The following is a 24,209-nucleotide window of genomic DNA, read 5'->3' as shown; positions in this document are numbered from 1 at the left end:
GCCGCCCGTCATTTACTTGCCGAAAAGTTTCGCCACATTCGTCAGACCATCGTCCAGCATTTTCCGCGTGCCATCCGGCCCAAGATTGCTGGGGTCGGTCTTCATGGCATTTACGATCGCCTTCTTGACCGGGTCCGACTCAATCGCGTTTTCAAGCGCGACGGCAAGTTCAGCCTTGGCCGGGGCACTCAATCCAGCGGGCGCGGCGATGTAGAAATACGGATCGACAAAAATATCGTGGCCCTGCTCCATCACGGTCGGCGTTTCGGGCGAATAACCGTGGCGAGTCGCATTCGCACTGGCGATCATCTTTACATCCCCGCTTTCCAGATACGGGATATGCGCACCCGCTGCGAAGGAGGCGATCACATGCCCGCCGAGCAGTTGCTGCACCATTTCGGCGCTGCTCTTCGTCGAGACGAGGCGGAAGTCCGCATCCGCCCCTTTCGCGACGTATTTCATCAGCAGTTCTTGCGGCTTCGCGTCGAAGGCCACGAGCGCGCCGTCATTCTGCTTGGAATAGGCAATCAGGCCGGCCAGGTCATCGAACGGCGCATCCTTACGGGCAATGATCGCGACCTGTGCGGTCGCTACGGTCGCCAGATAGTCGAAGCTGTCCAGATTAAACGGCAATTTGTCGCCGCGCAGCACCAAGTTAACCAGCACCGGCATGCTGACACCCATGCCCAATGTCAATCCGTCCGGTTCGGCCACGGAAAGACCGGTGAACATTGCGACACCGCCGCCGCCAGGCTTGTTCTCGACCACCATGTCCCAGCCGGTCTGGCTTTCCATTTGCTTGGCAATAACGCGACCAAGCGTATCCGTTTCACCTCCCGCATCGAAACCGATCTGCAACGTCACGGGCCCGGACGGGGTCCAATCCGCCGCGACAGCGTTGACGCCAAACAGTATGGCCGCGGCCCCACACAAAATGCCTAAGAATTTCATCGTGCACTCCCTTATGACGCCCTGTACCAAGCGAAAATTACCAACCACGTTCGACCGGGACACCGGCATGCCTCAATGGTCGGGACTCACCTGGTTGTTTCTCGTTGTTTTTTGCCGGATGCAGTTTTTCGAGGTCGCCACACCCGCGCGACCAGTCCGCGTAATTGCCCGAACCCGGCCTTCGTCCCCATTACCGGGGTAACGCTAGCACAATATTTCCTAAAGGAAAGTGGATTTTCCTATCAGAAAATTCGATGGACGATACGGGCGACCTTCTCTACCGTCCCAACAATGACCACCGAAGCCAAATTATCCTCACCACGTCAGGACCAGCGTATCCGCATGGGGGAACGCTTGCGGGAAATTCGCACCCAATTGGGACTGACTTTGGCGGATGTCGCCGCACGGTCGGGCCTTGCCGTATCCACGGTTTCAAAAGTTGAACGGGGCTTGATGGCATTGACCTACGACCGCTTCAATCAACTTGCGGACGGTTTGGAGATCGATATAGCCGCCTTATTTTCGGAACATGGCGACCCCTTCCAAAGCGGCGGTATCGCGGTCGCCAGGAAAGGGGAATTCCTGCTTCACGAAACCGAAAACTACACCTACGAAATGCTGTTTCCCGAATTGTGGAACAAGACGATGACCCCCATGTTCGGGACCTTACGTCCGTACGAACAAATGCATTTCGAACGCTTCGTGGATCATCCGGGCGAAGAGTTCCTCTATGTCTTGGAGGGTAGCGTCATGGTCTATCTGGACGGCAAGGCGCCAGTACAATTGCAAGCGGGCGAAAGCTTGTATTTCGATAGCAGGCGCGGGCATCTCTATGCCTCGGCCGGACCTGAGAATGCTCGAATCCTCGTTGTCTGCAGCGATGCGGGCCTAAGGGCCAAACAACGCGCCCTTACCCCTTGAGACACCTCCACGCGGAGGCGTCCGACTAGGCCCAGCTAATTCCGGATCGGGGCCCCGCTTCCAACCATGCGGCAAACGCCAGGAAGGGTGTATCGCCGGTTCGGATAGCATGTTTCTGCCAACTGTTATGAATGATCATGGTCCCGGGGGCCACATCGAACCAATCGCCTGAATCGAGACTCCATTGAGCGCCAGGCGTCAGGACCAGATAGACTTCCCGCGGTTCATGACGGTGGTCAGGATAATGCACATCCGGACCCAGGAGCATATAGCCCGCCATGGGCGCTTCGCAGAGGATCGGACCATCCGGCCCTGAGAGTGACGCATAGGCATATCCGTCAAGAAAGGATCGGCTGCTGTTCTCAGGCGTATATCCCGCGTTCTGGGACCATTCCATCTTTCCCGACAACACACCGAAGCGACGCGCCAAGTCGGCCAGGGCATGGGAGGCTGCAACGTCCAGGGCGTTAGGCAGATGACCAAGCACCGGGAAATCCGACCCTATCCTGCCAGTCCGCAAAGGTTTGTCCTTCGGGATCGCAACCGGCCGCTGGATTCCCGTGCCCGAGATCGCATCGGTACGCGCCTCCACCGCGCGCCAGGACTCATTGAGGATGGTTTCGAGTTCAGCATTCACGCGCGTTCCTCCAAGGCTCATTTCTTCCGGTAATCCTCAAGCCGGTTCTTTCCTCGCACAAGCCTCTTGATTTTTCTCTATAACGAGAAAATCTTTCATATATGGAACAACAAGCCTTTGACGATACCGACATCGACCGACGTCTTGCCGAAAGGCTTCGCGGTCTGCGTCTGGAACGTGGTTGGTCGCTGGACGACCTTGCCACGCGCAGCGGGATAAGCCGCGCAACATTGTCCCGTCTGGAAAACGCGGCGGTTAGTGCGACCGCCATGGTACTTGGAAAGCTCTGCGCGGTGCATGGGCTCACCTTATCGCGTTTGATGCATCTGGTAGAGCAGGACTTCGCACCACTCGTCCGGCGGGCCGACCAAACCGAATGGACAGACAATGAAACCGGATTCACACGGCGTATCGTTTCGCCACCATCAGAGGCCCTCACCGGTGAAGCCCTTGAATGCCGGTTGGAACCAGGGCGAACCATCGCCTATGACGCCTCCCCCCGGCCCGGGATGGAACACCATCTGATCATGATAACGGGGCGGTTGACCGTCACGGTGGAAGGTGCCGCGCATCATCTGTCTGCGGGTGATTGCTTGCGGTACCGGTTGGACGGGGCAAGTACGTTCGAGACACCACCCGAGTCCAGCGCGCAATATTTGTTATTCATCCTGTGAGGGCGACTATGGACGAGACGCTGACGATAGAACTGATGACCGCCGAGGACATCGACCGGGAGTTAAGTGAATTCGGCGCGCTATTGCATGCCGTCGTCCATGACGGCGCCAGCATCGGTTTTGTTCTGCCGTTCAGCGAGACGGACGCTCGACAATTCTGGACCGAACGAGTCAGGCCCGACCTTGCCGGGGGCACGCGTGACTTGTTCGTGGCGTGGACCGGAAACCGGATCGCGGGATCCGTCCAGCTTTTCCACGGCACGCCGGCAAACCAGCCTCACCGTGCCGATGTAAACAAACTGATGGTCCACCCATCCTACCGACGCAGGGGTATCGCGAAAACGCTGATGACAGCGTTGGAACGGAAAGCAAAGGCAATGGGCCGCAGCCTGATCACGCTGGACACGCGAACCGGGGACACCGCCGAACCGCTCTACACGGCACTCGGGTATCGAACTGTTGGAGTCATACCGAATTTCTGCCGGGACACGGTGGACGCGAACCGTCTGGATCCGACGACGATCATGTACAAGGAAATCTGAATGGGCTCGCTCGTCGTGTTTCCCGCCCACCGATTTTTGGTTCCAGTACATCAGCGCTTCAACTGCGCCTCACGGACAAGGGCGGCCAGCCTGTAGAAACCGTGCGCCATCTTGGAATAGGGGGTCAGCAGAAAGAAGGTGAAGACAGATGCCAGGTGCAGCGGCAGCATCCATTCGACCAACGTCGTCCCCGTTACAAAATACAAAACCAAGCCGGTCGCGCTGACAAAAAACAACAAGAGGATGAACGCCATCTCCCCGCCCCACACACGGGACGGGCCAAGCGTCGCATCCGCCTTGGTTTTCAGATAGGCCAGTTTCGCCGTCCCCAGGCACAACAGAACCCCGCCCGTCAGGCCCAAAATCTTCGGCAGGCTGAGCAATGAGTACGGTGCAGGCATATCGAGGATATAGTGCATCAAGGTCGCGACAGTGGTTGCCGCGAAACACAGCAGGAACCCGTACATCGTCGCCTGATGCGCATAGCGCCGGGTGTCACTGTAGCGGTCCGTCTTTTCAAAATTGCAGCCTTGTCCCTGGCCGCCATCCAGATTGCGCAGGGTTGCCGCGTCCTTGAAGGCGATTATCAGATGCGACACGCCGACCGATTTCCCACCTGTTTCCCGCCAGTATCGCCGGAGGCCCACTGCGATTGCGAAGAAAGGAAACACAAAGGCCGGGATGAAAATCGATATCATCACATTGTGAGAGATAAAGGCATAAAACCCCTCACCACCGCCCAGCGGGAAGGATTGCACCAGCCATATGGCCAGAATAGTGACAACGATGACCGCCGCCAAAACCGCAACCCCGCGTTCATGAAACAGCTTGCCAAAGGCGGATGGAAAGGCAAAGCGCGACCAGCTTTCCTGTCGCGCATTGCCCAAGGCGGCCGGAATGTTCAGGTCGAACTCGTGCGGCGGCGTGTACTGGCAAGAATAGAAACAGCCGCGGCAATTATGGCATAGGTTCGCGAGATGAGTGATGTCACCATCCGCAAATGCCTTCTGGCGCGTCATCGCCGGGAAGACGGAACAGAACCCTTCGCAATAACGGCAGGCGTTGCAGACTTCCAACTGCCGGCGTGCCTCGGCAATAGCATCCAAAGGACGTGCGTTAGAACTGTCTGTATTAACCGACATGGGCTGCGGCCTCCTTTCCGGCAATGCGGCCAAAGACCGTCCCGATCGTCATCCCAAAGCCAGCCAAATATCCTTCGCCCAGAATGCTGCCGGCCATTATTTCACCGGCCGCCCAAACGTTTTCATATTGACCGTCTGAATGAGATACACGCGCCGTTTCGTCGACCTGAAGCCCCAAATAGGTAAAGGTCACGCCGGGCCTCAATTGATATGCGTAGTATGGCGGCGCATCGATCGGCCTAGCCCAATTTGTCTTGGCTGGCTCCACATTCGTTGTCGCCAGCCCGTCCAACTCGGTCGGATGAAAATCACCGTCCCGGCAGCCCTTGTTGAAGTCGTCCACGGTCTGAAGAAAGGCATCCTTTGGTAGGTTCAGGATACCCGCCAGTTCTTCCAGCGTCTCTGCTTTTTCCGGCCGGAAGACCGACGGCATAAAGAGGTCGAAGCTTTTGCTATCAATGACCGAATAAGCCACCTGTTCCGGCTGGGCCGCCACAAGACGGCCCCAGATCGCGTAGCGCTTAGGCCAGACATCCTCGCCTTCATCATAGAAGCGTGCGCCGTCTTGATTCACCACGATGGAAAACGGGACGCAGTCCAATCGAGTAACGATGCCGCCGTCGAATTTAGGGGCGCGGCCGTCGATCGCCACGGCGTGGCATTGGGTCGGATCCCCGACGCTGTTTGCGCCTTGGTCCAACATGTCGCGCAGCACCACACCCTTGTTGTAAGGCGTACCACGGATCAGAAAGTTTCGCGCGGCTGGGCCCCAGGCATCCGCCAACCAGTCGATATCGCCCTGAAAACCGCCCGACGACAGGACGACAGCCTTGCCGGCGACTCGGGTTGTTTTCCCTTCCAGATTTACCTCCACATGGGTAAACCGGTTCGCATCGATACCAACGTGACGAACATCCGCGTCATAATGGACCTGCACGCCAAGGTCTTCCGCCGTGTTGTAATAAGCATTCACAAGCGCTTTCCCACCACCGAGAAAAAAGGCGTTCGTCCGCGACAGTGACAGGGTGCCCGACAGCGATGGCTGAAAACGGACACCATGATCTTCCATCCAGGGCAGGCATTCCTCGGACGTGCGGATGACCAACCGCGCCAGATTTTCATCCGTCTTGCCCTTGGTTACGCGCAACAGGTCTTCGAAATACTCGTCTTCGGAATATTCATCGGTCAGGACCGACAGCGGCCCCCGATGCATGCATCGAAAATTCCTGGTATGCCGGCTGTTGCCGCCGCGATAGGTCTTCGGGGCGCTTTCCAGCACAACCACCCGCGCCCCAGCCTCCGCCGCCGTGATCGCCGCGCAAAGCGCGGCATTGCCACCCCCGACGACGACCAAATCCCATTGGATCCCATCGGGACCGATACTACTCATTCTTACTCCACCCACATGAACGACTTGTTGGAACGCCCTTGCCGCCATTAACCCAAACGTTTGCTTATCGGGCAATGTATACAGACGTATCCATTCGTAAGCAATAATTCACGCACACCAATCTCCGCCTAACCCTACGCGGTAATATAGCGAACACAGGCGTTCTTACGTTCTGAAACAGTGAAGGGCGGCAAGTAGCCCTGGACCTTGGGTGACTGCTGTTTTTTTGCCAGGCCGACCCACACCATTAACATATTAGAAATTACTTAGATTATATGATTGATATCGAAGCTATGGTTCGTGTGTTCCCGAACGCTGTGTATCTAGGGTTTCAGGGATACGGCACGATTTGAAGTGATCGGATCATCATTTGCCCGAAATGGAATCGGACCAACCAGACGGACGTGAATTGCGCGATGCGATCGAGCAATATGCCGCGTTGACCGACGGTTGGTTCTGGGAATCGGACGAAGAGCATAAGATCACCTATGTCTCGCAAGGTGTCGAAGACATAGTCGGATCTCCTCCTTCATTCTTCATCGGGCGGTCCCGCAAGGAATACAGCATCGCCAGCAGCGTAGACGCCGAGGTTTGGGAAAAACACATCCAGGACCTCAGCGAAAAACGCGCCATCCACAACTTCACATACAAGTTCCAAGGACCTAAGGGTGAACGATGGATCCGTGTGGACGGCACCCCTGTGTTCAGCAAGGCAGGGCGGTTTCTGGGTTACCGCGGCATTGCAAGGGACATCACTGATCAAGTCAGCAACGAGAATCGCGTGGCTATGCTTGCCGCCGCGGTCGATCAATTCCCGTCCCCCATCTGCATTTGGGGGGAGGACGACAAGCTGCTGTGGTTTAACAAACCATTCCAGAATAGCTTCGCGGACCTGCCTATCCCGGTAGAGATCGGCATAGGTTATGAAACCTTTATCCGCCAATTGGCCGAAACCAGGCTGGCGTGGAAGAACGATAGAGAATGCGAAGAGTGGATAAGTGCGCGCATTGAAGGACAGCGAACGCAACAAGATACAGCCACTGTTCGTCTTCAGAACGGACGGACATTCCGCATCGAAAAACGACCGCTGAGCAGCGGTGAAACCGTTACCCTTTCCATGGAGCTTACAGACATCCTAAGTGCCCAGGACGAGGCTCAAATCGCCCGGCGCAAACTGACCGAGGCACTGAACGCACTCGACACACCGTTTGCCTATTATGATGCCGAGGATAGACTCCAGAACTGGAATGACGCCTTCACAGAAATGAACATCAAAATCAGCGACCTCCTCACGGAGGGGGCGCCCTTCGAATACCTGTTGGACGCCTTGATCGAACGTGGACAAATAGCGGGCATCGAAGGACGGGAAGAGGAATTCCGACGGAGGCGCCTGGAATCGCACAGGCAATCCAATATCAGGACAGAAAGGCAGATCGGCGATGGTCGTTGGTTTATGGCCCGTGAGGTTGGAACCAGCGATGGCGGTGTCGTCGGCATCTGGACCGATATATCTGAGTTGAAAGCGCAACAGGCGGAATTGGAACATGGCCGGAAGGAGGCCGAAAGAGCCAGCCAGTTGAAATCGGGCTTCCTGGCCAATATCAGCCACGAACTTCGCACGCCACTGAACTCTATCGGCGGCTTCGTGCACCTTCTCGCGGAACGCGATCTTGGTGAACAGGAACAGCAGCTTGTCTCCCGAATATCCTCATCGACGGATATGCTGGTTTCCCTGGTGAACGACCTACTGGACCTTTCCCTTGCCGAGGCCGGCGAACTTCACGTCACGAACTCGGAATTCTCGATTCCAGATGTCCTTGATGAGGTTGCCCGTATCCTAGAACCGGTCGCCAGCATTAAGGGATTGACGTTCGAAACGGATGTCGCAGATGAATTTCCGGCCGTCGTCTGCGGCGACAGAATGCGCATCCGACAAATACTGCTCAGCTTCGCCGACAATGCAGTGAAGTTCACCCATAAAGGCGGCATAAGGATATCGGCGCGGGCCGAAGGCGGCGTCATCCCGACCAACGATGAAACGGCAACCATCTTTCTTGAAGTGTCGGATACCGGCATCGGAATTGCCGACGACGTGACCCGGGAAGTCTTCACACCTTTCTTTCAAGGCGATGGGTCTTCCACACGTGAATTCGGCGGGGCGGGACTAGGACTCAGTATTTCCAAGAAACTCGCCGATCTTATGGGTGGGTCAATTGAAATCGATAGTGTGATCGGAACCGGCACGACGGTGACGTTACGTGTCCGGCTTCCCATCCACTCCACCGTTGGGCTTGGAGAATCGCCACCGCCGACAGCGAGGGGGCTATCCGGCGCAAAGATTCTCGTTGTCGACGATCAATCTTTGAATCGACAAGTTCTGAGATCCGTTCTGACCAGGGCCGGTTGTTCGGTTTACGAGGCGGTCGACGGGGAAGAAGCCGTCAACATCGCTCTGTCGTCCGAAGCCCACTTCTTCGATGCAATCCTGATGGACATCCAGATGCCGAAGATGGACGGGCTTACCGCCACAAGGGCAATACTGGCCACCGCAAAGGGAAACGTCCCCCCTATCATCGCGCTTACCGCCCATACGATGGAATCGGAACGGCGCAAATGCATTGCGGCAGGCATGTGTGACCACTTGGAAAAGCCGGTTGACCCAGTCCAATTATTCGACACGCTGGCACGATGGACATCAGGTCGCAGGGAAGGCGCATCCATCAGCCCAGGCCAGTGTGAACACAGCGACGGGACAAATCTTGATGTCAAACCGGAACCGCTGCAACCGGCCGAAGCCTCAGCCGCCTCGGTCTATGTCGCTCTCGTGCATCAATTGGCAGACGCGATCGACGACGAAGAATTGGCGAGGGAACTTCTTGGCGAGTTCGCGGAAACCTATGGGAACGCGGCCGCCCAGCTTCGATCCTATCTGGACGCTGACGAGGTCACGGCCGCGAAGGACTTCGCCCACCGCCTGAAAGGCGTTTCCGGAAATCTTCGTCTGATCGACCTGCACGATGCGGCAATGCGGTTGGAAGCGCGGTTGTCATCGAACCCGCAGCATTCCGATGAGTTGTATGAAGCCTTGGATACTTTGGGGGCAATCCACAACCGAATTGTCGATTCAATACACGGATCAGTGACGGCCTAGCCGCACTGAATCAGAATAGGAATAGGTAGATGCCCCAAGCCTCTATTAAACCGCCGACGGAAATCGACATCTCGTCTAAATCCATTCTGATTGTGGACGATGACCATATTACACGGCGCCTGATCGGTTCGACGTTGACGAAACACGGCTTTTCCACGCTTCACTATGCAGAGGACGGTGTCGAAGCCCTTGAAAAGATAGACAGACTGTCGCCGGACTGCGTCATTCTGGATATCAGCATGCCGGTATTGGACGGCTTTGGCGTTCTCCGCTCAGTGAGGATAGATCGGCAAGACGAGGATTTGCCGATCCTGGTTTCTTCCGCCCGGACATCCAATGACGACCGCAATGAAATGATGCGTGCCGGCGCAACGATCATATTATCCAAACCGCTGGATTCGACCCTTCTGGCCGAACGCGTGCAGGGCGTGATAGAGCGACAAGTCTACCTCGCCGAATTGCGAAGCTACCGACAGCGCATGGAAGCGGAACTGAGCCTGGCGCGAACGATGCAGGAGGACCTGCTGCCCTCGCCGGACGTACTGCAGCGAATAGGGCTTAAATACGGCGTGGAAATCTCAGAACACCACGAGATGTCGTCGGAACTCGGCGGGGATTTCTGGGGTGTCAAAGAAATCAGCGACACCACCTTCGCCGTATATATTGTGGACTTCTCCGGTCATGGTGTTGGGTCGGCGCTGAACACGTTCCGCTTTCAGGCGGTGATGGACAATATCGACATGCCGAACATGAAGCCTAGCGAAGTTCTGGCCGATTTGAACACCAAACTGGTTCGCGATCTTCCTATCGATCAGTTCGCAACTATGTTCCTCGCCTATGTGACCCCTTGCGAAGACAGTGTCTACTTCGCCAGCGCCGCCTCCCCCCCACCTGTAATTGGTCTTCTATCCGAGCCAAAATCCAATGCGCTTGAATCCAAAGGCTTTTTATTGGGTGCTCTGGAAGGGGCGGCCTATGCCGATATGCACGCACATTTCAAACCGAATGAATATCTTTGCCTTTACAGCGACGCGTTGATTGAAACGCCGCGACTCAAAGGCGAATCCATAGGGATGGACGACGCACCGCCTTTTCTGGCCGCGGCGATCCTTGACGGCGGCCGAGAAGCCGGCCCCATGCTGCGGAAGCATTTCTACCCGAACATCGCAACGCCCCTTCCTGACGATTTGACAGTCGTCCTGGTTTCCCGGCCGGGCTGACCAGCGCGCAGCCCAAAAGGAACAAAAGTACGGCTCACCCCATCGCATACTTCAAGCGGGCGCCACCATTGTATAGTAAACCGGCGAAACTCTTCCATAACCGTACGTTTTATTATGCTTCCTAGATATAAATTACAGGAAACCCCGCACAGCAATTAACAGATCATTTACGTTCTCCTTATATAAGTATATTACCGTATTCGGATTATCGGCGATATTTTGGCCGTTTGTCCATGTTCTGAGGGGATCTGTGGTGGTGAGCGTCGCCCAAAAATCGAACAAGAAGAGCAAATCCAGCGAGGCGGCGGCTGAACTACTTTTGCCTGTGACAATGGACATCTCCGAAGCGGTCGGACTTAAGAAGGCCCTGATGCTTGCAGTGGATTCCGATCGTGACCTGAATCTGGACGCAAGCGACGTCGAACGGATGTCAGCCGCTTGTGCCCAAGTTCTGATCGCCGCCGATCGTGATGTGGAGGAACGAGGACACCGCGTGCGCATGACCGGTGCGTCAACCGTCATGCAAAGCGCCATGACGGAGTTGGGTCTAGGTCAACTTATGGAAAAATGGAGCCCCGATAAATGAGCTTGCAGATTCTGGCTGTCGACGACTCGAAAACCATGCGCGACATGCTGAGTTTTACCCTCGGACAAGCCGGCTATTCGGTAACGGAAGCGGTGGATGGTGAAGATGCTTTGGGTAAGTCGCAATCGGGACGGTTCGACTTGGTCATCACGGACGTGAATATGCCCCGCATGGATGGACTGACCTTGATCAAGAACCTACGGCAAAAACCGAATTTTCGCAGCACTCCGATACTCGTTCTAACGACGGAAGCCGACGGTGCGAAAAAAACGGAAGGCCGAGAAGCAGGCGCGACAGGATGGATCGTTAAACCGTTCAACCCCGAAAAGCTTCTACAGGTCGTTCAGAAAGTCTGTCCTTCTTAAAAATACCTAACCAGCGGGTTAAGAACTGTGTCTGGAGATCCACTCGAGCAATTCAAGGCCACGTTCTTCGAGGAGTGTTCGGAGCTTCTTGCGGATTCCGAGTCTCGACTCGGTGGAATTCGTCTCTCGGACGGCCCTGTCGATATCGAGGACCTGAACGCAATCTTCCGTGCCATCCATTCTGTGAAGGGTGGCGCGGGAGCGTTCGAGTTCACGGATTTGATCGGTTTCGCGCATGTATTCGAGACAGTTCTCGACAAACTGCGAAACCATGAAGCGGAGACAACCGAGCATGTGATCGACACGATGATCGCGTGCAACGACCACCTGATATCCCTGGTCGACGCGGCCCGCGACGAGACGGTTACGGATGACGCCGTAACACAGCGGCTGAAGGCAGCTCTCAACGCCCTAATCGACGGGGGACAACCCGCCGCGGCGGAAAACCTGCACGAACACGTGTCGGAAGGGGTTGAACTGCCAGTCCCCCCTCACGGGAACCGGCGCTATAAGATATCCTTCATACCCCACCCGGAACTGTTCAAATATGCTAACGAACCCTTGCTTCTGCTTAGAGAGTTAGCCGGGTTGGGCACGGCGGAAATCGTTGTCGACACCTCGAAGCTCCCGACGATTGAAGCGCTTGATCCGGACCTTTCTTATCTGTCATGGACAATCAACCTGCTTGCGGATTGTTCGGAGGATGACATCCGGGAGGTCTTTGAGTTCGTCGAGGATGATTGCGATCTGACAATTGCCCTGGACGAAGTGGGCGATGCTGCCGCGGCCCAGGCCGAAGACGCCCCTGAAGAGCCCCCGGCTTCCGAACCGACACCACCGGACGAAAGCGACACGGGCAAAGAACCTGCCCAACAAAACGTTCCCACCCCGGCCGTGGCCGCCGCTGCCGCCACGGCACCTGCCGGGAACAAGCCGGTTCAGGCAAAGCCCGGTGGCGGAGGCGCTCAATCCGGTACGGTCGGATCCATTCGCGTCGAACTGGACCGTGTGGACCGTCTGGTCAACATGGTGGGCGAGCTTGTGATCACCCAGGCGATGCTGAAGCAGCGTATTGGCGAACTGCCGGCAGATATGTCGACTGGCCTCAGCCAAGGCTTTGATGATCTGGTGATGCATACCCGCGAGCTTCAGGAAAGCGTCATGGCGGTGCGGATGCAGCCGGTGAATTCCGTGTTCGCCCGCATGCCGCGGTTGGTTCGTGATCTGGCTGCGAAGTTGGACAAGAAGGTCCAGCTCGTCATGACCGGCGAAATGACCGAGGTGGACAAAACCGTTATCGAGCAACTGGCCGATCCGCTTACCCATATGATCCGCAATTCCTTGGACCATGGCATTGAGACCGCAGCGGAACGGACGGACAGCGGAAAACCGGAAACGGCGACCATTCACCTGATCGCCGAACATCGCGGCGGCAGGATCGAAATTCGGGTCAGCGACGATGGTCGTGGCATCAACAGACAGCGTGTCCAGGAAAAGGCCATCGAGAAAGGCGTTATCAGCCGCGATGACAACCTGACCGACGAACAGATTGACGAGCTGATCTTCGCGCCGGGCTTCTCCACCGCGGATGCCGTAACAGATGTGTCGGGCCGCGGCGTGGGCATGGATGTCGTACGGCGAAACATCATCGGCCTTGGCGGCCGCATTTCCGTGCGGTCCGAGCCAGACCGCGGCACACAATTCACGCTGTCCCTGCCGCTTACTCTGGCAGTTCTGGACGGCATGGTCGTCGCCGTAGCGGATGAAAAATACATCATCCCGTTGACATCGATCGTCGAGAGCATCCGGCCGTCGAAGAAACAATTGAACAGATTGTCAAACGGCGCGGACGTCGTTTCCGTTCGCGGAAACTATATACGCCTCATTCGGCTATACCACTTGTTTGGAATACCACAGGCAACCCAGGAGCCGGACAAAGGCATTGTCGTCATCGTCGAAATCGAAGGCGGGGAATTGGTTGGTGTTCTTGTTGACGACCTGTTGGGACAACAGCAAGTCGTGATCAAAAGCCTGGAGCACAACTACGACCCGGTTTCCGGTATTTCCGCCGCCACAATCCTTGGAAATGGGCGCGTCGCTCTGATCCTGGACATCGACGGCCTGAACATGATGGCTCAATCCAAAAACAATGGCAGCCGCAACACCAACCAGACGCTGGCGATCGCACCGCCGGCGCTTGCGATTGCCGGGGCCGAAAAGCCTACCGACCACGGAAATATGGAGGTGAAAGATGGCGCCTGAAGCAGCATCCGCATCTGCGGGTAACATGATGAAGACGCCCGACCAGGACGCCGTCAATGAAGATTCGCGTTCAGCCGAGACGTTTCAATACATCACCTTCACCATCGGCGATGAAGAGTACGGTGTCGACATCATGGCCGTCCGTGAAATCAAAGGGTGGTCGGAACCCACTGTCTTGCCGAACACCCCCGCTCACATGAGGGGTGTGCTGAACCTGCGCGGTGAAATCGTTCCGATCTTCGACCTTCGGTGCCGTTTCGATCAAGGGCGCACTGAAGCAACAAACATCCACGTGATCGTGATCATCGCGATCGCCGACCGTTTGGCGGGCATGCTGGTCGATGCCGTTTCGGACATCATCAGCATCGGACGGGACGATTTCAAATCGGTCCCGAAAATGGACCGTCAAATCGACACCGAATATTTAAGCGGCCTTGCCACGGTCAAGGACCGCATGGTCGCTCTTTTGGACGCGGAGAAACTTTTCAGCATGCGTGACGTGGAGAACGGCATCCTGGCCGGCAGCAACACGCCGCTATTGCAACAGGCCGAAGCCTGAGGACGGAGGACGACATGGCAATGGGACACATGACGACGGCTAACCCCACAATGGGAACCGCACCTTTGGGATGGAACGCAAGGACCCTTATCCTTGTTTCTCACGCAATATTGGCCCTTATCCTGGCTGTAGGATTGGGTATAGCGATTCAGCAAGTGCCGCCCGGAAATTCCATGGTCGCGGTACTTTGGTTCTTCCTGGTCGGTGGGGTGGCCGCGTCGGGCGCCCTTGGGTTTGTTTCCTATCGCGCGGCAAGTGGATTAAACGGCGCGGAGCCGGGAATCCCAGCCTATGATCCCGAAACGGAACGCCTGCGCGTCGCCCTCGAGAACTGCAACGCGAATGTCATGGTGGCCGACAGCGATTTGAACATCGTTTATATGAACGCGACGATGATGCAGATGATGCAGAATGCGGAAGCAGACCTGAGGAAGGATCTGCCGATGCTGGATGCCCGCAATCTCATCGGCCAGAACGTCGATGTCTTCCACAAAAATCCCGCACATCAACGCGGCCTGATCCAAGGCCTTTCGCAGACCCTTACGACAACAATTCATGTCGGCGGCCGGATCTTCGATTTGATCGCAAACCCGATCCGCGGCACCAACGGCGAACGTCTCGGCACCGTCGTAGAATGGGCCGATGTGACGGAGGAGCGCGCCCGTGAAGCCCGCGAAGCCCGCATCCGTTCGGCACTGGATAACTGCAACGCCAATGTCATGGTCGCCGACAACGACATGAACATCGTCTATATGAACACGACGATGGTGCAAATGATGAAGAATGCCGAAGCCGACCTGAAAAAGGATCTGCCGGCGTTGGATACCAACAGCCTCCTCGGTCAAAATGTCGACGTCTTCCACAAGAATCCGGCGCATCAGCGGGGAATCATCAAGGGATTGACCCAGACACTCGCCACCACGATTAAAGTCGGCGGGCGGACGTTCGACCTGATAGCCAGCCCAATCATAAGCGACGGCGGCGACCGTCTCGGCACCGTCGTGGAATGGTCGGATATCACTGAAAAACTGGTCGTCGAACAAGCGGCGCAGCAGGTAGCAGCCGAGAACAAACGGGTGCGCGTGGCGCTCGACAATTGTACCGCGAACGTCATGGTCGCAGACAACAATTATGAGATCGTCTACATGAACCAGGCCGTCTTGGAGATGCTGCGCGGCCGTGAAGCAGATATCCGCAAGACCTTGCCCGGTTTCGACACCAGCAAACTTATCGGTACCAATATCGACTCTTTCCATAAGAATCCGTCACATCAACGCGGCATGTTGGAGAACTTGAAAGGGTCGTACCATACCAACATTACCGTTGGTGGTTTGGATTTCGCTCTTGTTGCCACAGCCATCGTCAATGACGAGGGCGAGCGCCTGGGAACCGTCGTCGAGTGGCGGGATCAGACGGAAGAGTTGGCTGTGGAACGGGAAATCGCTTCCATTGTCGATGCGATCGTCGCCGGCGATCTCTCCCAGAACGTATCTCTGGAAGGGAAGAGCGGCTTCATGGAAAACCTCTCCCGCTCAATCAACCAAATCAACGACAATATCCGAGGCGTCTTCGACGATGTCGCGGCCTCCCTCTCCGCGTTGTCGCAAGGTCGCCTGACCCACCGCATCACGAGCGAATACCAAGGCACCTATGACACGATCAAACAGGACGTAAACCAAACCTCTGAGCGACTGGCTTCGGTCGTTTCGGAGATCATGGTCTCCGCCAACGACATTGCCAGCGCGTCGTCCGAGATTGCGTCGGGCAGCAACGACCTCTCAGCACGGACCGAGACTCAGGCGTCGAACCTGGAAGAAACCGCTGCATCTATGGAGGAAATGTCGACAACCGTTCGTCAGAACGCCGACAACGCCCAACAAGCCAACCAATTGGCGGTTACCGCGCGCAGTGTTGCCGAGTCCGGCGGCCAAATCGTCGGTCGGGCCGTTGACAGCATGAACCGGATTGAGGAGTCAGCCCAAAAGGTTTCCGACATCATCGGCGTGATCGATGAGATCGCTTTCCAGACGAACCTGCTTGCGCTGAATGCCGCGGTGGAAGCCGCCCGGGCAGGTGAAGCTGGCAAGGGTTTCGCGGTCGTCGCGTCCGAGGTTCGGACCTTGGCGCAGCGGTCTAGCGAAGCTGCTCGAGACATCAAATCCTTGATCAGCGACAGTAATGCGCAGGTGAAGGAAGGGGTCGACCTCGTCCAGGGTGCCGGCGGGCAACTTTCGGAAATTGTCGAATCGATCAAGAAGGTCGCCGATTTCGTCTCCGAAATCGCAGCAGCGAGCCGCGAGCAGGCAAGCGGCGTCGATGAAATCAATGCCGCGGTCACGCAGATGGACGAAATGACCCAACAGAACGCGGCATTGGTGGAAGAAAGCAATGCCTCTGCTCGTTCCCTGGAAGACCAGGCCGAATCCTTGATGAAACTGGTCTCCGTTTTCGACATCGGCGAAGGCGGATCGGGTGGCGGCGCAGCCAAGACTGAAAACCGGTCTTCCGGCCCCGCACCTGCGGCGCAGGCACGACCCGCTTCCAAGCCGGCTCAAAAACCGGCCCCATCAGCCCCCACCAAGACAGGTGGCGGCCATCAAGACGACGGTTGGGAGGAATTCTAGGGCCGGTGGTTCCGGCCCTTCCCCCCGCTCGGCGATGCCCTTGGTGCAACGATGACGAAACTTGATGAGCCAAGCCGGGAGTTTGCCTTTAGCAAGGCGGACTTCGAGGATCTGCGCACCTTGGTGCGCGAGCGGACAGGTATTGTCCTGCAGGATCACAAACGGAACATGGTCTATAGCCGTCTTGCCAGGCGCCTTAGGACCTTGGGGTTGCGCAGTTTCGCGGACTACCGAAAGCGTCTGGAAGGACGGGAAGGACCGGAGGAAATCGTCTTCCTGATCAACGCGATCACGACCAACCTGACGAAGTTCTTTCGCGAAGGACATCACTTCGATCATTTGGGCAGCACCGTCATGTCCGAAGTGTCCAAAGGCCAAGGCATCGGCAAAAACAAGATGCGGATATGGTCCGCCGGCTGCTCTTCGGGGGAAGAGCCCTATACCATCGCCATGACGGTACGGGGTCGATTACCGGGGATCGAGAAATACGATGCAAAAATTCTGGCGACGGACCTGGACACGAACATGTTGGACCGGGGACGGAACGGACTCTATTCCGCCGAAGACGCAAAAGGTATCCCGGCAGAATACCAACGCAAGTATGTCGACCTGAAGTCACGGGAATCCGAAGGCCTCGCAGTGATGTCAAAGGACTTGCGAAAGCTAATCGCCTTCAAGCATTTAAACCTGCTCGAAAAGTGGCCAATGCATGGCCCTTTTGACGCGATCTTCTGCCGAAATGTCATGATCTACTTTGACAATCCGACAAAGCAGAAACTGGTCGAGCAGTTCGCGGCCCTGCTCCGAAAAGGGGGATGGCTTTATGTAGGTCATTCCGAAACCCTAACCTTCGCGCGGGACAGCTTCGAAATGCTGGGTCGGACGATATACCGGAAGATAGACAAATGAGCCGGCCGGCAACCCTTTCCGTCGCGCAGGCGCCGCGCGGGCTGCCCGTGCCGCCCATGGGGCAACCGTCGGCAAAGCGGTACTTCGATCACCGGTTCAATCGTCACGCCGTACATGTCGGTGCGGGCGAAGTTTATGTGTCCGCGGCACCGAACGAAATGATTGTCACATTGTTGGGGTCCTGCGTCGCTGCCTGCATCCATGACCGGCATTCGGGTATCGGCGGGCTCAATCACTTCATGCTGCCGGACAAGGGCGGCGATAAGATTGACGGAGACATGATGCGCTATGGCGCCTACGCAATGGAGAAATTGATCAACGAAATGCTCAAGCGAGGGGCAGCCAAAAACCGTCTTGAGTTCAAAGTTTTCGGAGGGGCCAAAATGATCGGATCCACGGGATCGATCGGTCAACGCAATGTGGACTTTGTCGAACGCTTTCTTGCCCTCGAACACTTCGCGGTCGATGCCCGTCATGTCGGCGGCATGCATGCCCGTCGCGTCCATTTTTTCCCGACGACCGGAACGGTGAAAATGAAAGTCATCGCGGACGCGAACGCCGTCGAACTGGTGCGGGAAGAACGCCAGTTGGCCGACGGGATGGACCGTGTCGCCGTTGGTGGCGACGCCGAGCTTTTTTAGGGGGGATGAGATGGGAAAAAAGGTTCGCGTTCTGATCGTCGACGACTCGGCCCTGATGCGCCAGATTTTGACGGCGGTCCTATCCGCGGATTCCGAGATTGAAGTCATCGGCACGGCGGCCGACCCCTACGAAGCACGTGCCAAGATAAAGCAGCTGCTGCCAGACGTCGTCACGCTGGACATCGAAATGCCCAAGATGGACGGCCTCGACTTCCTTGAAAAAATCATGACCTTGCGGCCAATGCCGGTGGTAATGGTTTCTTCCCTCACGCAAAAGGGCGCCGACGCCACTTTCCGCGCGTTGGAATTGGGTGCAATCGATGTCGTCGGCAAACCGACCTCAGACATAGAAAGATCGCTCAAGGGCCGAAGCTCGGAACTTCAGTCCATTATCAAATGCGCGGCGACGGCCCGGGTCAAACCGCTGGACAAAAATAGGCGGGCCAGCACCGAGCAAGTGGTCAAGGCCCCAGCGCGTGCCTATTCCTCATCAGAGAAGATCGTCGCAATCGGATCCTCGACCGGCGGTGTCGAGTCTGTCCGACAAGTCGTATCCGAACTTCCTTCCGATGGGCCCGCCGTCTTGGTCACACAGCATATGCCGGGCGGCTTCACGAAATCCTTTGCGGATCGTCTGGATAGGACGACGAGCTTGAATGTCAGTGAGGCATCGGACGGGCAACGCGTCCTGCGCGGCCACGTCTATATAGCACCCGGCGGCAAACATCTGGCCTTGGTTCGATCCGGGGCCAATTTCGTCTGCCGGCTACTGGATACCGACCTTGTCAACGGGCACAAACCGTCCTGCGACGTATTGTTCGACTCGGTTGCCGATGTTGCCGGCAAAGACTCCATTGGTGTCATTCTCACCGGAATGGGTCGCGACGGCGCGGCAGGATTGCTCCGCCTTAGAGAGGCCGGTGCATTTACCATCGGTCAGGACGAGGCCACATCCGTGGTCTACGGGATGCCGCGTGTCGCCTATGAAATTGGCGCCGTCATTCGGCAATTACCGCTGGCAAGGATCGCCGCAGAAATCACCAACGCCGTGACCGCTGGGCCCCAGAAACAACAAATGCGGATTTAACCGCATCTGAACGGACCGAGTTATTCCATCAGATTGCACTAGCCGGATTGAGGTGAACGTATTGGCCAAGAATAAGAAAACAGATGCTTCAGGGGACTTACCTGACGAGGCGGTCGCAAAGGCGTTCCTGCAATGGATATCTTTGTCCGAAACGCAGCGGCGCAGCTTCACTGCGTTGGCCACGGAAATCGATACGGCCTCGTCCCTTGTCGAGGTCAGTACGGACAAACTTGCGGCCCAATTTAAAGAACTGGTCGGGTTCGCCGCCGAACAGTCGCGACAACTTGAATCAATTCTCACCAAGGGAAGTCGTGTGGACGTCAATGGCGAGGAACTGGACCTAGCCGACGTCTTCGATGACCTACAGGAAAACCTGAGCGACTTAGTGAACAAGATCGTCATCGTGTCCGAGCAAGCCGTGACGATGATGTACGCGCTGGAGGATCTACAGGGGAACGTCAAGTTGGCGGAATCCTGCGTCAAGGAGATCCGGGACCTAACCAATCGGACAAACATGCTTGCCTTGAACGCGAAGATTGAGTCGGCCAGGGCGGGATCGGCCGGCGCTGGTTTTTCCGTCGTGGCCGATGAGGTTCGAACCTTGTCCGGCAGTATCGCATCGGTGTCCGAACGGATTAACGAACAGATGACGGCCGTATCGCAAGGGGTGGAGCGCGGCTATCAAACGCTTCAGGACGTTGCGACGATGGACATGTCCGAAAACATTCTGGCCAAAGAACGGATCGAACAACTCATGGAATCCGTCGTCCGCCAGAGCAATGATTTTGGGAGGACGATCCAGAACACCGCCAGCCAATCACAGGAAATGACCAGCACGATTGGTGCAATGATTACGGGGATGCAATTCCAGGACCGCACAGCGCAAAGGCTGGAGTTGATCAAAGAAACCTTGAAGTTCCTTTCCGACCTGACCTCGGAACAGGAAGCGCGAACCCGGGAGTTGTACCCGGACCTCGGGGAAGCGGAGGTGGATGCCGAACGTATTTTGCAGGCCGTGTCGCAACTGCATTTGGGGGAAATGCGGGAGCGTTTCATCAAGAATGCCCTGGAAGGCAATGAAACGAATCTTGATGGCGTTGAAGAAGACTCTACCGACGGTGCCGACCACAGCGAGGCTTCAGACGATATCGAATTGTTCTGACCATATCTTCCTATTCAACCAGGAGCGCCAATCATGGAAAATGTCACAGTAAGTGATGGATCGACACTTCGGATCGATATGTCGGGTACATTGACCGTAAACGACCACTCGAAATTCCGAAGCATGATTCAGTCGGATGAGTGTACCGGAAAGAATTTGATTATTCTGAACATGGAGAAAATCGAGTTCATCGATTCTGCGGGCATGGGGATGTTGCTATTCGCTTCCAAGGCGGCACAGTCCGCCACTTGGTCATTACGTATCCAGAACCCGACCGGTCAGGTTCAGAAAATGATTGAGTTGGCGAAGCTGGATCAAATGTTGGATGTTTCCTACACCTAAGCTGCTGTCTGCCCGTCAGGTAAGGACCAAGGTCGCCGTATTGCCGTTTCCCGAATACCGAAGGGTGACGCTTTCCAACGCGAAAGCAAGCCGGAGCCCTCGCCCATTCAGCTTCTCAGAGTCCTGTGTCACGTCCTGTAGATACCGGCGCCAATCGAAGCCCTCACCACTGTCCTTGATCACGAATTCCGCGCGATCACGATACCTAACGAATTCCACCGAAACGGCCTTGCCGAGATTCTCCGGCAATGCGGCGCGGCGTGCTATCTCCTCCTGAAGGGTCCCTGCTTCCAAGAGTTGGCTTTTCTCCTCATTGGAGATTCCAAGATTGCCGTGCTCGATCCCGTTGACCATGATTTCCATCAGAACAAAGGCTGCCACCGAAGGGTCCGGGCAGGCCTTTGATAGCATGGTGGCTAGGTGCTCCGCTTCCTGCAGGGTTTCCAACTCAAACACGCCGGACCGGATCAGGCCGATCGCCGACTCACGGACAGAGGCTTCCCGCAAGAGACTTCGGAATTGATTCGCGCTGCCGACCGCGGACCGTATCGTCAGCAATTTGTCCTCTATAGACGTGGTGTCCTTCACGGAAAATAGCAGACCGAGCGACTTAGTTTCGCCGGCGCTGGTCAATCGTGGTGAAAATCCCAAACATACGATCGGTGTTGCTTTAAGCGCTTCGGTCTTCCTGATTGTACTGATCGTGGATACTGCTTGATCGGCCATTTCTTCGGATTCCGAGGCGATCACGACGACATTCACATCCGCAAGCGAAGGGTCTGTGAAATCGGCATCCGACAGTTCCCGCTGCGTGACGGACATGGAAGCATCCATCAGTGCGTCAACGATGGCAGGTTCGATGGACCGATCGGAAAAGATGGCAATGCTGGAAGGTTCAAGAAATTTTAGCATGTTCCTCCACTCGTTCCGGTCATTCTTTTCAAAGGCACGGCCTCAGCGAACCTCTAAGCGCTGAAACCTAAGCCAATTTTTTCGTTCCCTGACATATGTGAAGTGCTGGAGGGTGCCATTCTCGCGATCTTCTCAAGCAAATTTCACTCGAACTTGTACGACTCGTCGATAGCGCCTCAAGCTAGCAGCGAAAATCATCAACATCTTATATTATGAACTTCTTAACATTTGATTTCTAGTATTCAAACGACCACTGGCCTTATAAATCCACGCAGCGGCGACATGACCGACGACATGCCAACCTCACGCCAAAACTACGCTGGCCAAGATCTGCGATCTACGTCCTTTGTAGGCCAGGATCTGCGCGGAGCGGTATTCAAAGAGTGCGACCTTGAGGGTTGCGACTTTTCCGACGCGATCCTGGACGGGGCCGATTTCTTCAAGGCGAATCTCTTACAGGCAACCTTTCGCCGCGCCAGCCTCATAGAAGTGGATTTCCGCGGCGCGTGCCTGGATCGTTGCGACTTCACGGACGCCAATATGACAGAGTCGAACATGAAGCGTGGCCTCTCATTTGCTGCCAACGCCGATACACCGACGGTCATTCACCACAAAATCAGATCCGCAATATTGGATGGTGCCAAACTGGATGGGATCCGGGCGCAAGGCGCCGATATGTCCGGCGCCTCCTTCAGCGGCGCCAATCTGGCAAACGCTTTGTTGGACGATTCAATTTGCCTGAATACGAATTTCAGCGGGGCTGATCTATCCAACGCTTCCTTGGCGAGCGCCACCCTGACCGGCGCTGATTTCAACAAGGCAGATTTATCCGGTTCGGACCTAAGAGGTGCGGATTTGAAAGGCGCGATATTGGACGGCGCCGTTCTTGCCGGCGCCATTGTTGAACCCTACGCCCGCGAAGACTTTCTTGAAATGCTCGATCGCCACGAATCCTGGATCAAAACCGGGGATGGCGAACGGTTGATCCTTCTGGCTTCCATGGAGGGTCGACATCCCCTTGCAGGTGAGACGTTCACAGGACGGAAATTGAGCGGCGCGCAAATCGATGGCGCAGACATGTCCGGCTCGGATTTTTCCGGCGCTGAGCTAACGCTGGCTTCGTTCCGGAACTGCGATCTTTCGGGCTGCAACTTCACGAAAGCATCAGCCCAGGGCGCCGACTTCCTTGACTGCAATCTCGATACCGCGAATTTCTCGGCCGCCGATCTTTCGCCAAGAACAATTGTATCCGCGACCGGCGCCGTGATCGGGAAAGCAAAACCGGTCCGTCTTTCCGGATCAAGCGTTAAAGCAGCGGACTTTACCGACGCGGTCCTCGTTGAAACCATCGTCGATCAAGACCAACGCACTCAATCCCCATCCTTGGATACATCCATCCGGGCCTTGGAACAGAGTTGAAGGCGGGGTTGCACTGGTGAGAAATCCAAACACAGCGACCACCGATTCCGGCAAAGGAAATACGTGGTTCGGAAACATTGACGACGACGGTACCAAGCGTTTCTTCCAGGACCGGGAGACGGGACGCCGCATCGTCAAGGTGTTCCAAGGGGAATGGTACGTCTCTTGTATCGACGAGATCATTTCAACGATCCTCGGGTCGTGCATATCCGCCTGCATCAGGGATCCGCTAACAAAGGTTGGCGGCATAAATCATTTCCTGCTGCCCTATGGGGACATGGAACAGGACAGCGCCAAGAAGACCCGCGATGCCGGATTGCCGACACGATACGGGAACTTTGCAATGGAGCAGCTGATCAACGAAATCCTGAAGCGCGGCGGCGACCGAAAACGGTTGGAAGTTAAAGTCTTTGGCGGCGGGAACGTGTTAGCCGGGGGAATGGATATCGGCCATAAGAACGCGGATTTCATTGAAGACTATCTGTCAAACGAAGGCCTCAAGGTCGTCTCCAAGAGCCTTCGCGGCGTTCATCCACGCATGATCCGCTACTTCCCTGAGAGCGGCAAAGTAATGGTCCGCACGGTCGACCCGACACGCGCGCAAACCATCGCCCAGCAAGAATACAAGAAGCGTATCCGGATAGCCGAAAAACAACCCGAAGGCGATATCGAATTGTTCGACTAGTCGAATGGTCCGCCCGGAAATAGGTTGG

General features: G+C 56.2%; 22 protein-coding genes. 17 read left to right on the top strand and 5 right to left on the bottom strand.

Annotated features, from left to right (window positions below; all coding sequences use genetic code 11):
• Nucleotides 1–12 precede the first annotated feature (12 nt).
• The gene (locus tag EOI86_RS00275; RefSeq protein WP_161973631.1) at nt 13–951 is read right to left on the bottom strand and encodes a tripartite tricarboxylate transporter substrate binding protein; all 939 of its coding nucleotides are present in this window, start codon (nt 949–951) and stop codon (nt 13–15) included.
• Nucleotides 952–1,242: 291 nt separating this feature from the next.
• Between EOI86_RS00275 and EOI86_RS00270 the strand changes: the two genes are divergently transcribed.
• The gene (locus tag EOI86_RS00270; protein ID WP_127763102.1) at nt 1,243–1,872 is read left to right on the top strand and encodes a helix-turn-helix domain-containing protein; all 630 of its coding nucleotides are present in this window, start codon (nt 1,243–1,245) and stop codon (nt 1,870–1,872) included.
• Nucleotides 1,873–1,897: 25 nt separating this feature from the next.
• Here the strand turns inward: EOI86_RS00270 and EOI86_RS00265 are convergent, their stop codons facing one another.
• Nucleotides 1,898–2,509, bottom strand: coding sequence for a dimethylsulfonioproprionate lyase family protein (locus EOI86_RS00265; RefSeq protein WP_161973630.1), 612 nt, complete (start codon nt 2,507–2,509; stop codon nt 1,898–1,900).
• A gap of 101 nt (nt 2,510–2,610) precedes the next feature.
• On the opposite strand from EOI86_RS00265, the gene EOI86_RS00260 reads away from it, so the two are divergent.
• Complete coding sequence (locus EOI86_RS00260) at nt 2,611–3,183, top strand: helix-turn-helix domain-containing protein (protein WP_127763099.1); 573 nt, start codon at nt 2,611–2,613, stop codon at nt 3,181–3,183.
• Between the two features lie 8 nt (nt 3,184–3,191).
• Nucleotides 3,192–3,725, top strand: a complete 534-nt coding sequence (locus EOI86_RS00255; protein WP_205032009.1) for a GNAT family N-acetyltransferase — start codon at nt 3,192–3,194, stop codon at nt 3,723–3,725.
• Between the two features lie 50 nt (nt 3,726–3,775).
• Here the strand turns inward: EOI86_RS00255 and tcuB are convergent, their stop codons facing one another.
• Nucleotides 3,776–4,867, bottom strand: coding sequence for a tricarballylate utilization 4Fe-4S protein TcuB (gene tcuB / locus EOI86_RS00250; protein ID WP_127763097.1), 1,092 nt, complete (start codon nt 4,865–4,867; stop codon nt 3,776–3,778).
• On the bottom strand, nt 4,857–6,257 hold the full coding sequence (gene tcuA / locus EOI86_RS00245; RefSeq protein ID WP_127763095.1) for an FAD-dependent tricarballylate dehydrogenase TcuA: 1,401 nt from the start codon (nt 6,255–6,257) through the stop codon (nt 4,857–4,859). Before tcuA ends, tcuB begins: the two co-directional genes overlap by 11 nt.
• Nucleotides 6,258–6,636: 379 nt before the next feature.
• Between tcuA and EOI86_RS00240 the strand changes: the two genes are divergently transcribed.
• The 12 genes from EOI86_RS00240 (at nt 6,637) to EOI86_RS00185 (ending at nt 21,165) form a co-directional block, all read left to right on the top strand.
• Nucleotides 6,637–9,408: a response regulator gene (locus EOI86_RS00240; RefSeq protein WP_205032008.1), complete on the top strand. Its 2,772-nt coding sequence runs from the start codon at nt 6,637–6,639 to the stop codon at nt 9,406–9,408.
• 29 nt (nt 9,409–9,437) lie between these two features.
• Nucleotides 9,438–10,628: a PP2C family protein-serine/threonine phosphatase gene (locus EOI86_RS00235; RefSeq protein ID WP_127763091.1), complete on the top strand. Its 1,191-nt coding sequence runs from the start codon at nt 9,438–9,440 to the stop codon at nt 10,626–10,628.
• A 256-nt stretch (nt 10,629–10,884) separates the two neighbouring features.
• A complete protein-coding gene (locus EOI86_RS00230; RefSeq protein ID WP_127763089.1) occupies nt 10,885–11,214 on the top strand; it encodes an STAS domain-containing protein in 330 nt (109 codons plus the stop codon).
• On the top strand, nt 11,211–11,579 hold the full coding sequence (locus tag EOI86_RS00225; protein WP_127763087.1) for a response regulator: 369 nt from the start codon (nt 11,211–11,213) through the stop codon (nt 11,577–11,579). The genes EOI86_RS00230 and EOI86_RS00225 overlap by 4 nt, the downstream gene beginning before the upstream one ends.
• Before the next feature lie 27 nt (nt 11,580–11,606).
• Nucleotides 11,607–13,841 (top strand): chemotaxis protein CheA, encoded by a 2,235-nt coding sequence (locus tag EOI86_RS00220; protein WP_127763085.1) that lies wholly within the window; start codon nt 11,607–11,609, stop codon nt 13,839–13,841.
• A complete protein-coding gene (locus EOI86_RS00215) occupies nt 13,831–14,400 on the top strand; it encodes a chemotaxis protein CheW (protein ID WP_127763074.1) in 570 nt (189 codons plus the stop codon). The genes EOI86_RS00220 and EOI86_RS00215 overlap by 11 nt, the downstream gene beginning before the upstream one ends.
• A 173-nt stretch (nt 14,401–14,573) precedes the next feature.
• Nucleotides 14,574–17,024: a methyl-accepting chemotaxis protein gene (locus tag EOI86_RS00210; RefSeq protein WP_161973629.1), complete on the top strand. Its 2,451-nt coding sequence runs from the start codon at nt 14,574–14,576 to the stop codon at nt 17,022–17,024.
• A gap of 51 nt (nt 17,025–17,075) precedes the next feature.
• Entirely contained in the window at nt 17,076–17,933 is an 858-nt protein-coding gene (locus EOI86_RS00205; protein WP_127763070.1) for a CheR family methyltransferase, read from the top strand.
• The gene (locus tag EOI86_RS00200; protein ID WP_205032007.1) at nt 17,930–18,574 is read left to right on the top strand and encodes a hypothetical protein; all 645 of its coding nucleotides are present in this window, start codon (nt 17,930–17,932) and stop codon (nt 18,572–18,574) included. Before EOI86_RS00205 ends, EOI86_RS00200 begins: the two co-directional genes overlap by 4 nt.
• Before the next feature lie 10 nt (nt 18,575–18,584).
• Nucleotides 18,585–19,661 (top strand): protein-glutamate methylesterase/protein-glutamine glutaminase, encoded by a 1,077-nt coding sequence (locus EOI86_RS00195; protein WP_127763068.1) that lies wholly within the window; start codon nt 18,585–18,587, stop codon nt 19,659–19,661.
• 61 nt (nt 19,662–19,722) lie between these two features.
• Nucleotides 19,723–20,823: a methyl-accepting chemotaxis protein gene (locus tag EOI86_RS00190; protein WP_127763066.1), complete on the top strand. Its 1,101-nt coding sequence runs from the start codon at nt 19,723–19,725 to the stop codon at nt 20,821–20,823.
• 33 nt (nt 20,824–20,856) lie between these two features.
• Nucleotides 20,857–21,165, top strand: a complete 309-nt coding sequence (locus EOI86_RS00185; protein ID WP_127763064.1) for an STAS domain-containing protein — start codon at nt 20,857–20,859, stop codon at nt 21,163–21,165.
• Between the two features lie 15 nt (nt 21,166–21,180).
• Here the strand turns inward: EOI86_RS00185 and EOI86_RS00180 are convergent, their stop codons facing one another.
• Nucleotides 21,181–22,077, bottom strand: coding sequence for an ATP-binding protein (locus EOI86_RS00180; RefSeq protein WP_127763063.1), 897 nt, complete (start codon nt 22,075–22,077; stop codon nt 21,181–21,183).
• A 282-nt stretch (nt 22,078–22,359) separates the two neighbouring features.
• On the opposite strand from EOI86_RS00180, the gene EOI86_RS00175 reads away from it, so the two are divergent.
• Nucleotides 22,360–23,496, top strand: coding sequence for a pentapeptide repeat-containing protein (locus tag EOI86_RS00175; RefSeq protein WP_127763061.1), 1,137 nt, complete (start codon nt 22,360–22,362; stop codon nt 23,494–23,496).
• 16 nt (nt 23,497–23,512) lie between these two features.
• On the top strand, nt 23,513–24,181 hold the full coding sequence (locus EOI86_RS00170; RefSeq protein ID WP_193555759.1) for a chemoreceptor glutamine deamidase CheD: 669 nt from the start codon (nt 23,513–23,515) through the stop codon (nt 24,179–24,181).
• The last annotated feature ends 28 nt before the right edge of the window (nt 24,182–24,209 follow it).

Source organism: Hwanghaeella grinnelliae (assembly GCF_004005845.1).
In the GTDB taxonomy this organism is placed as follows: Bacteria; Pseudomonadota; Alphaproteobacteria; order UBA8366; family Aestuariispiraceae; genus Hwanghaeella; species Hwanghaeella grinnelliae.
Note: the sequence above shows the minus strand (reverse complement) of the source record. Positions and strands in the feature narration are given on the sequence as shown.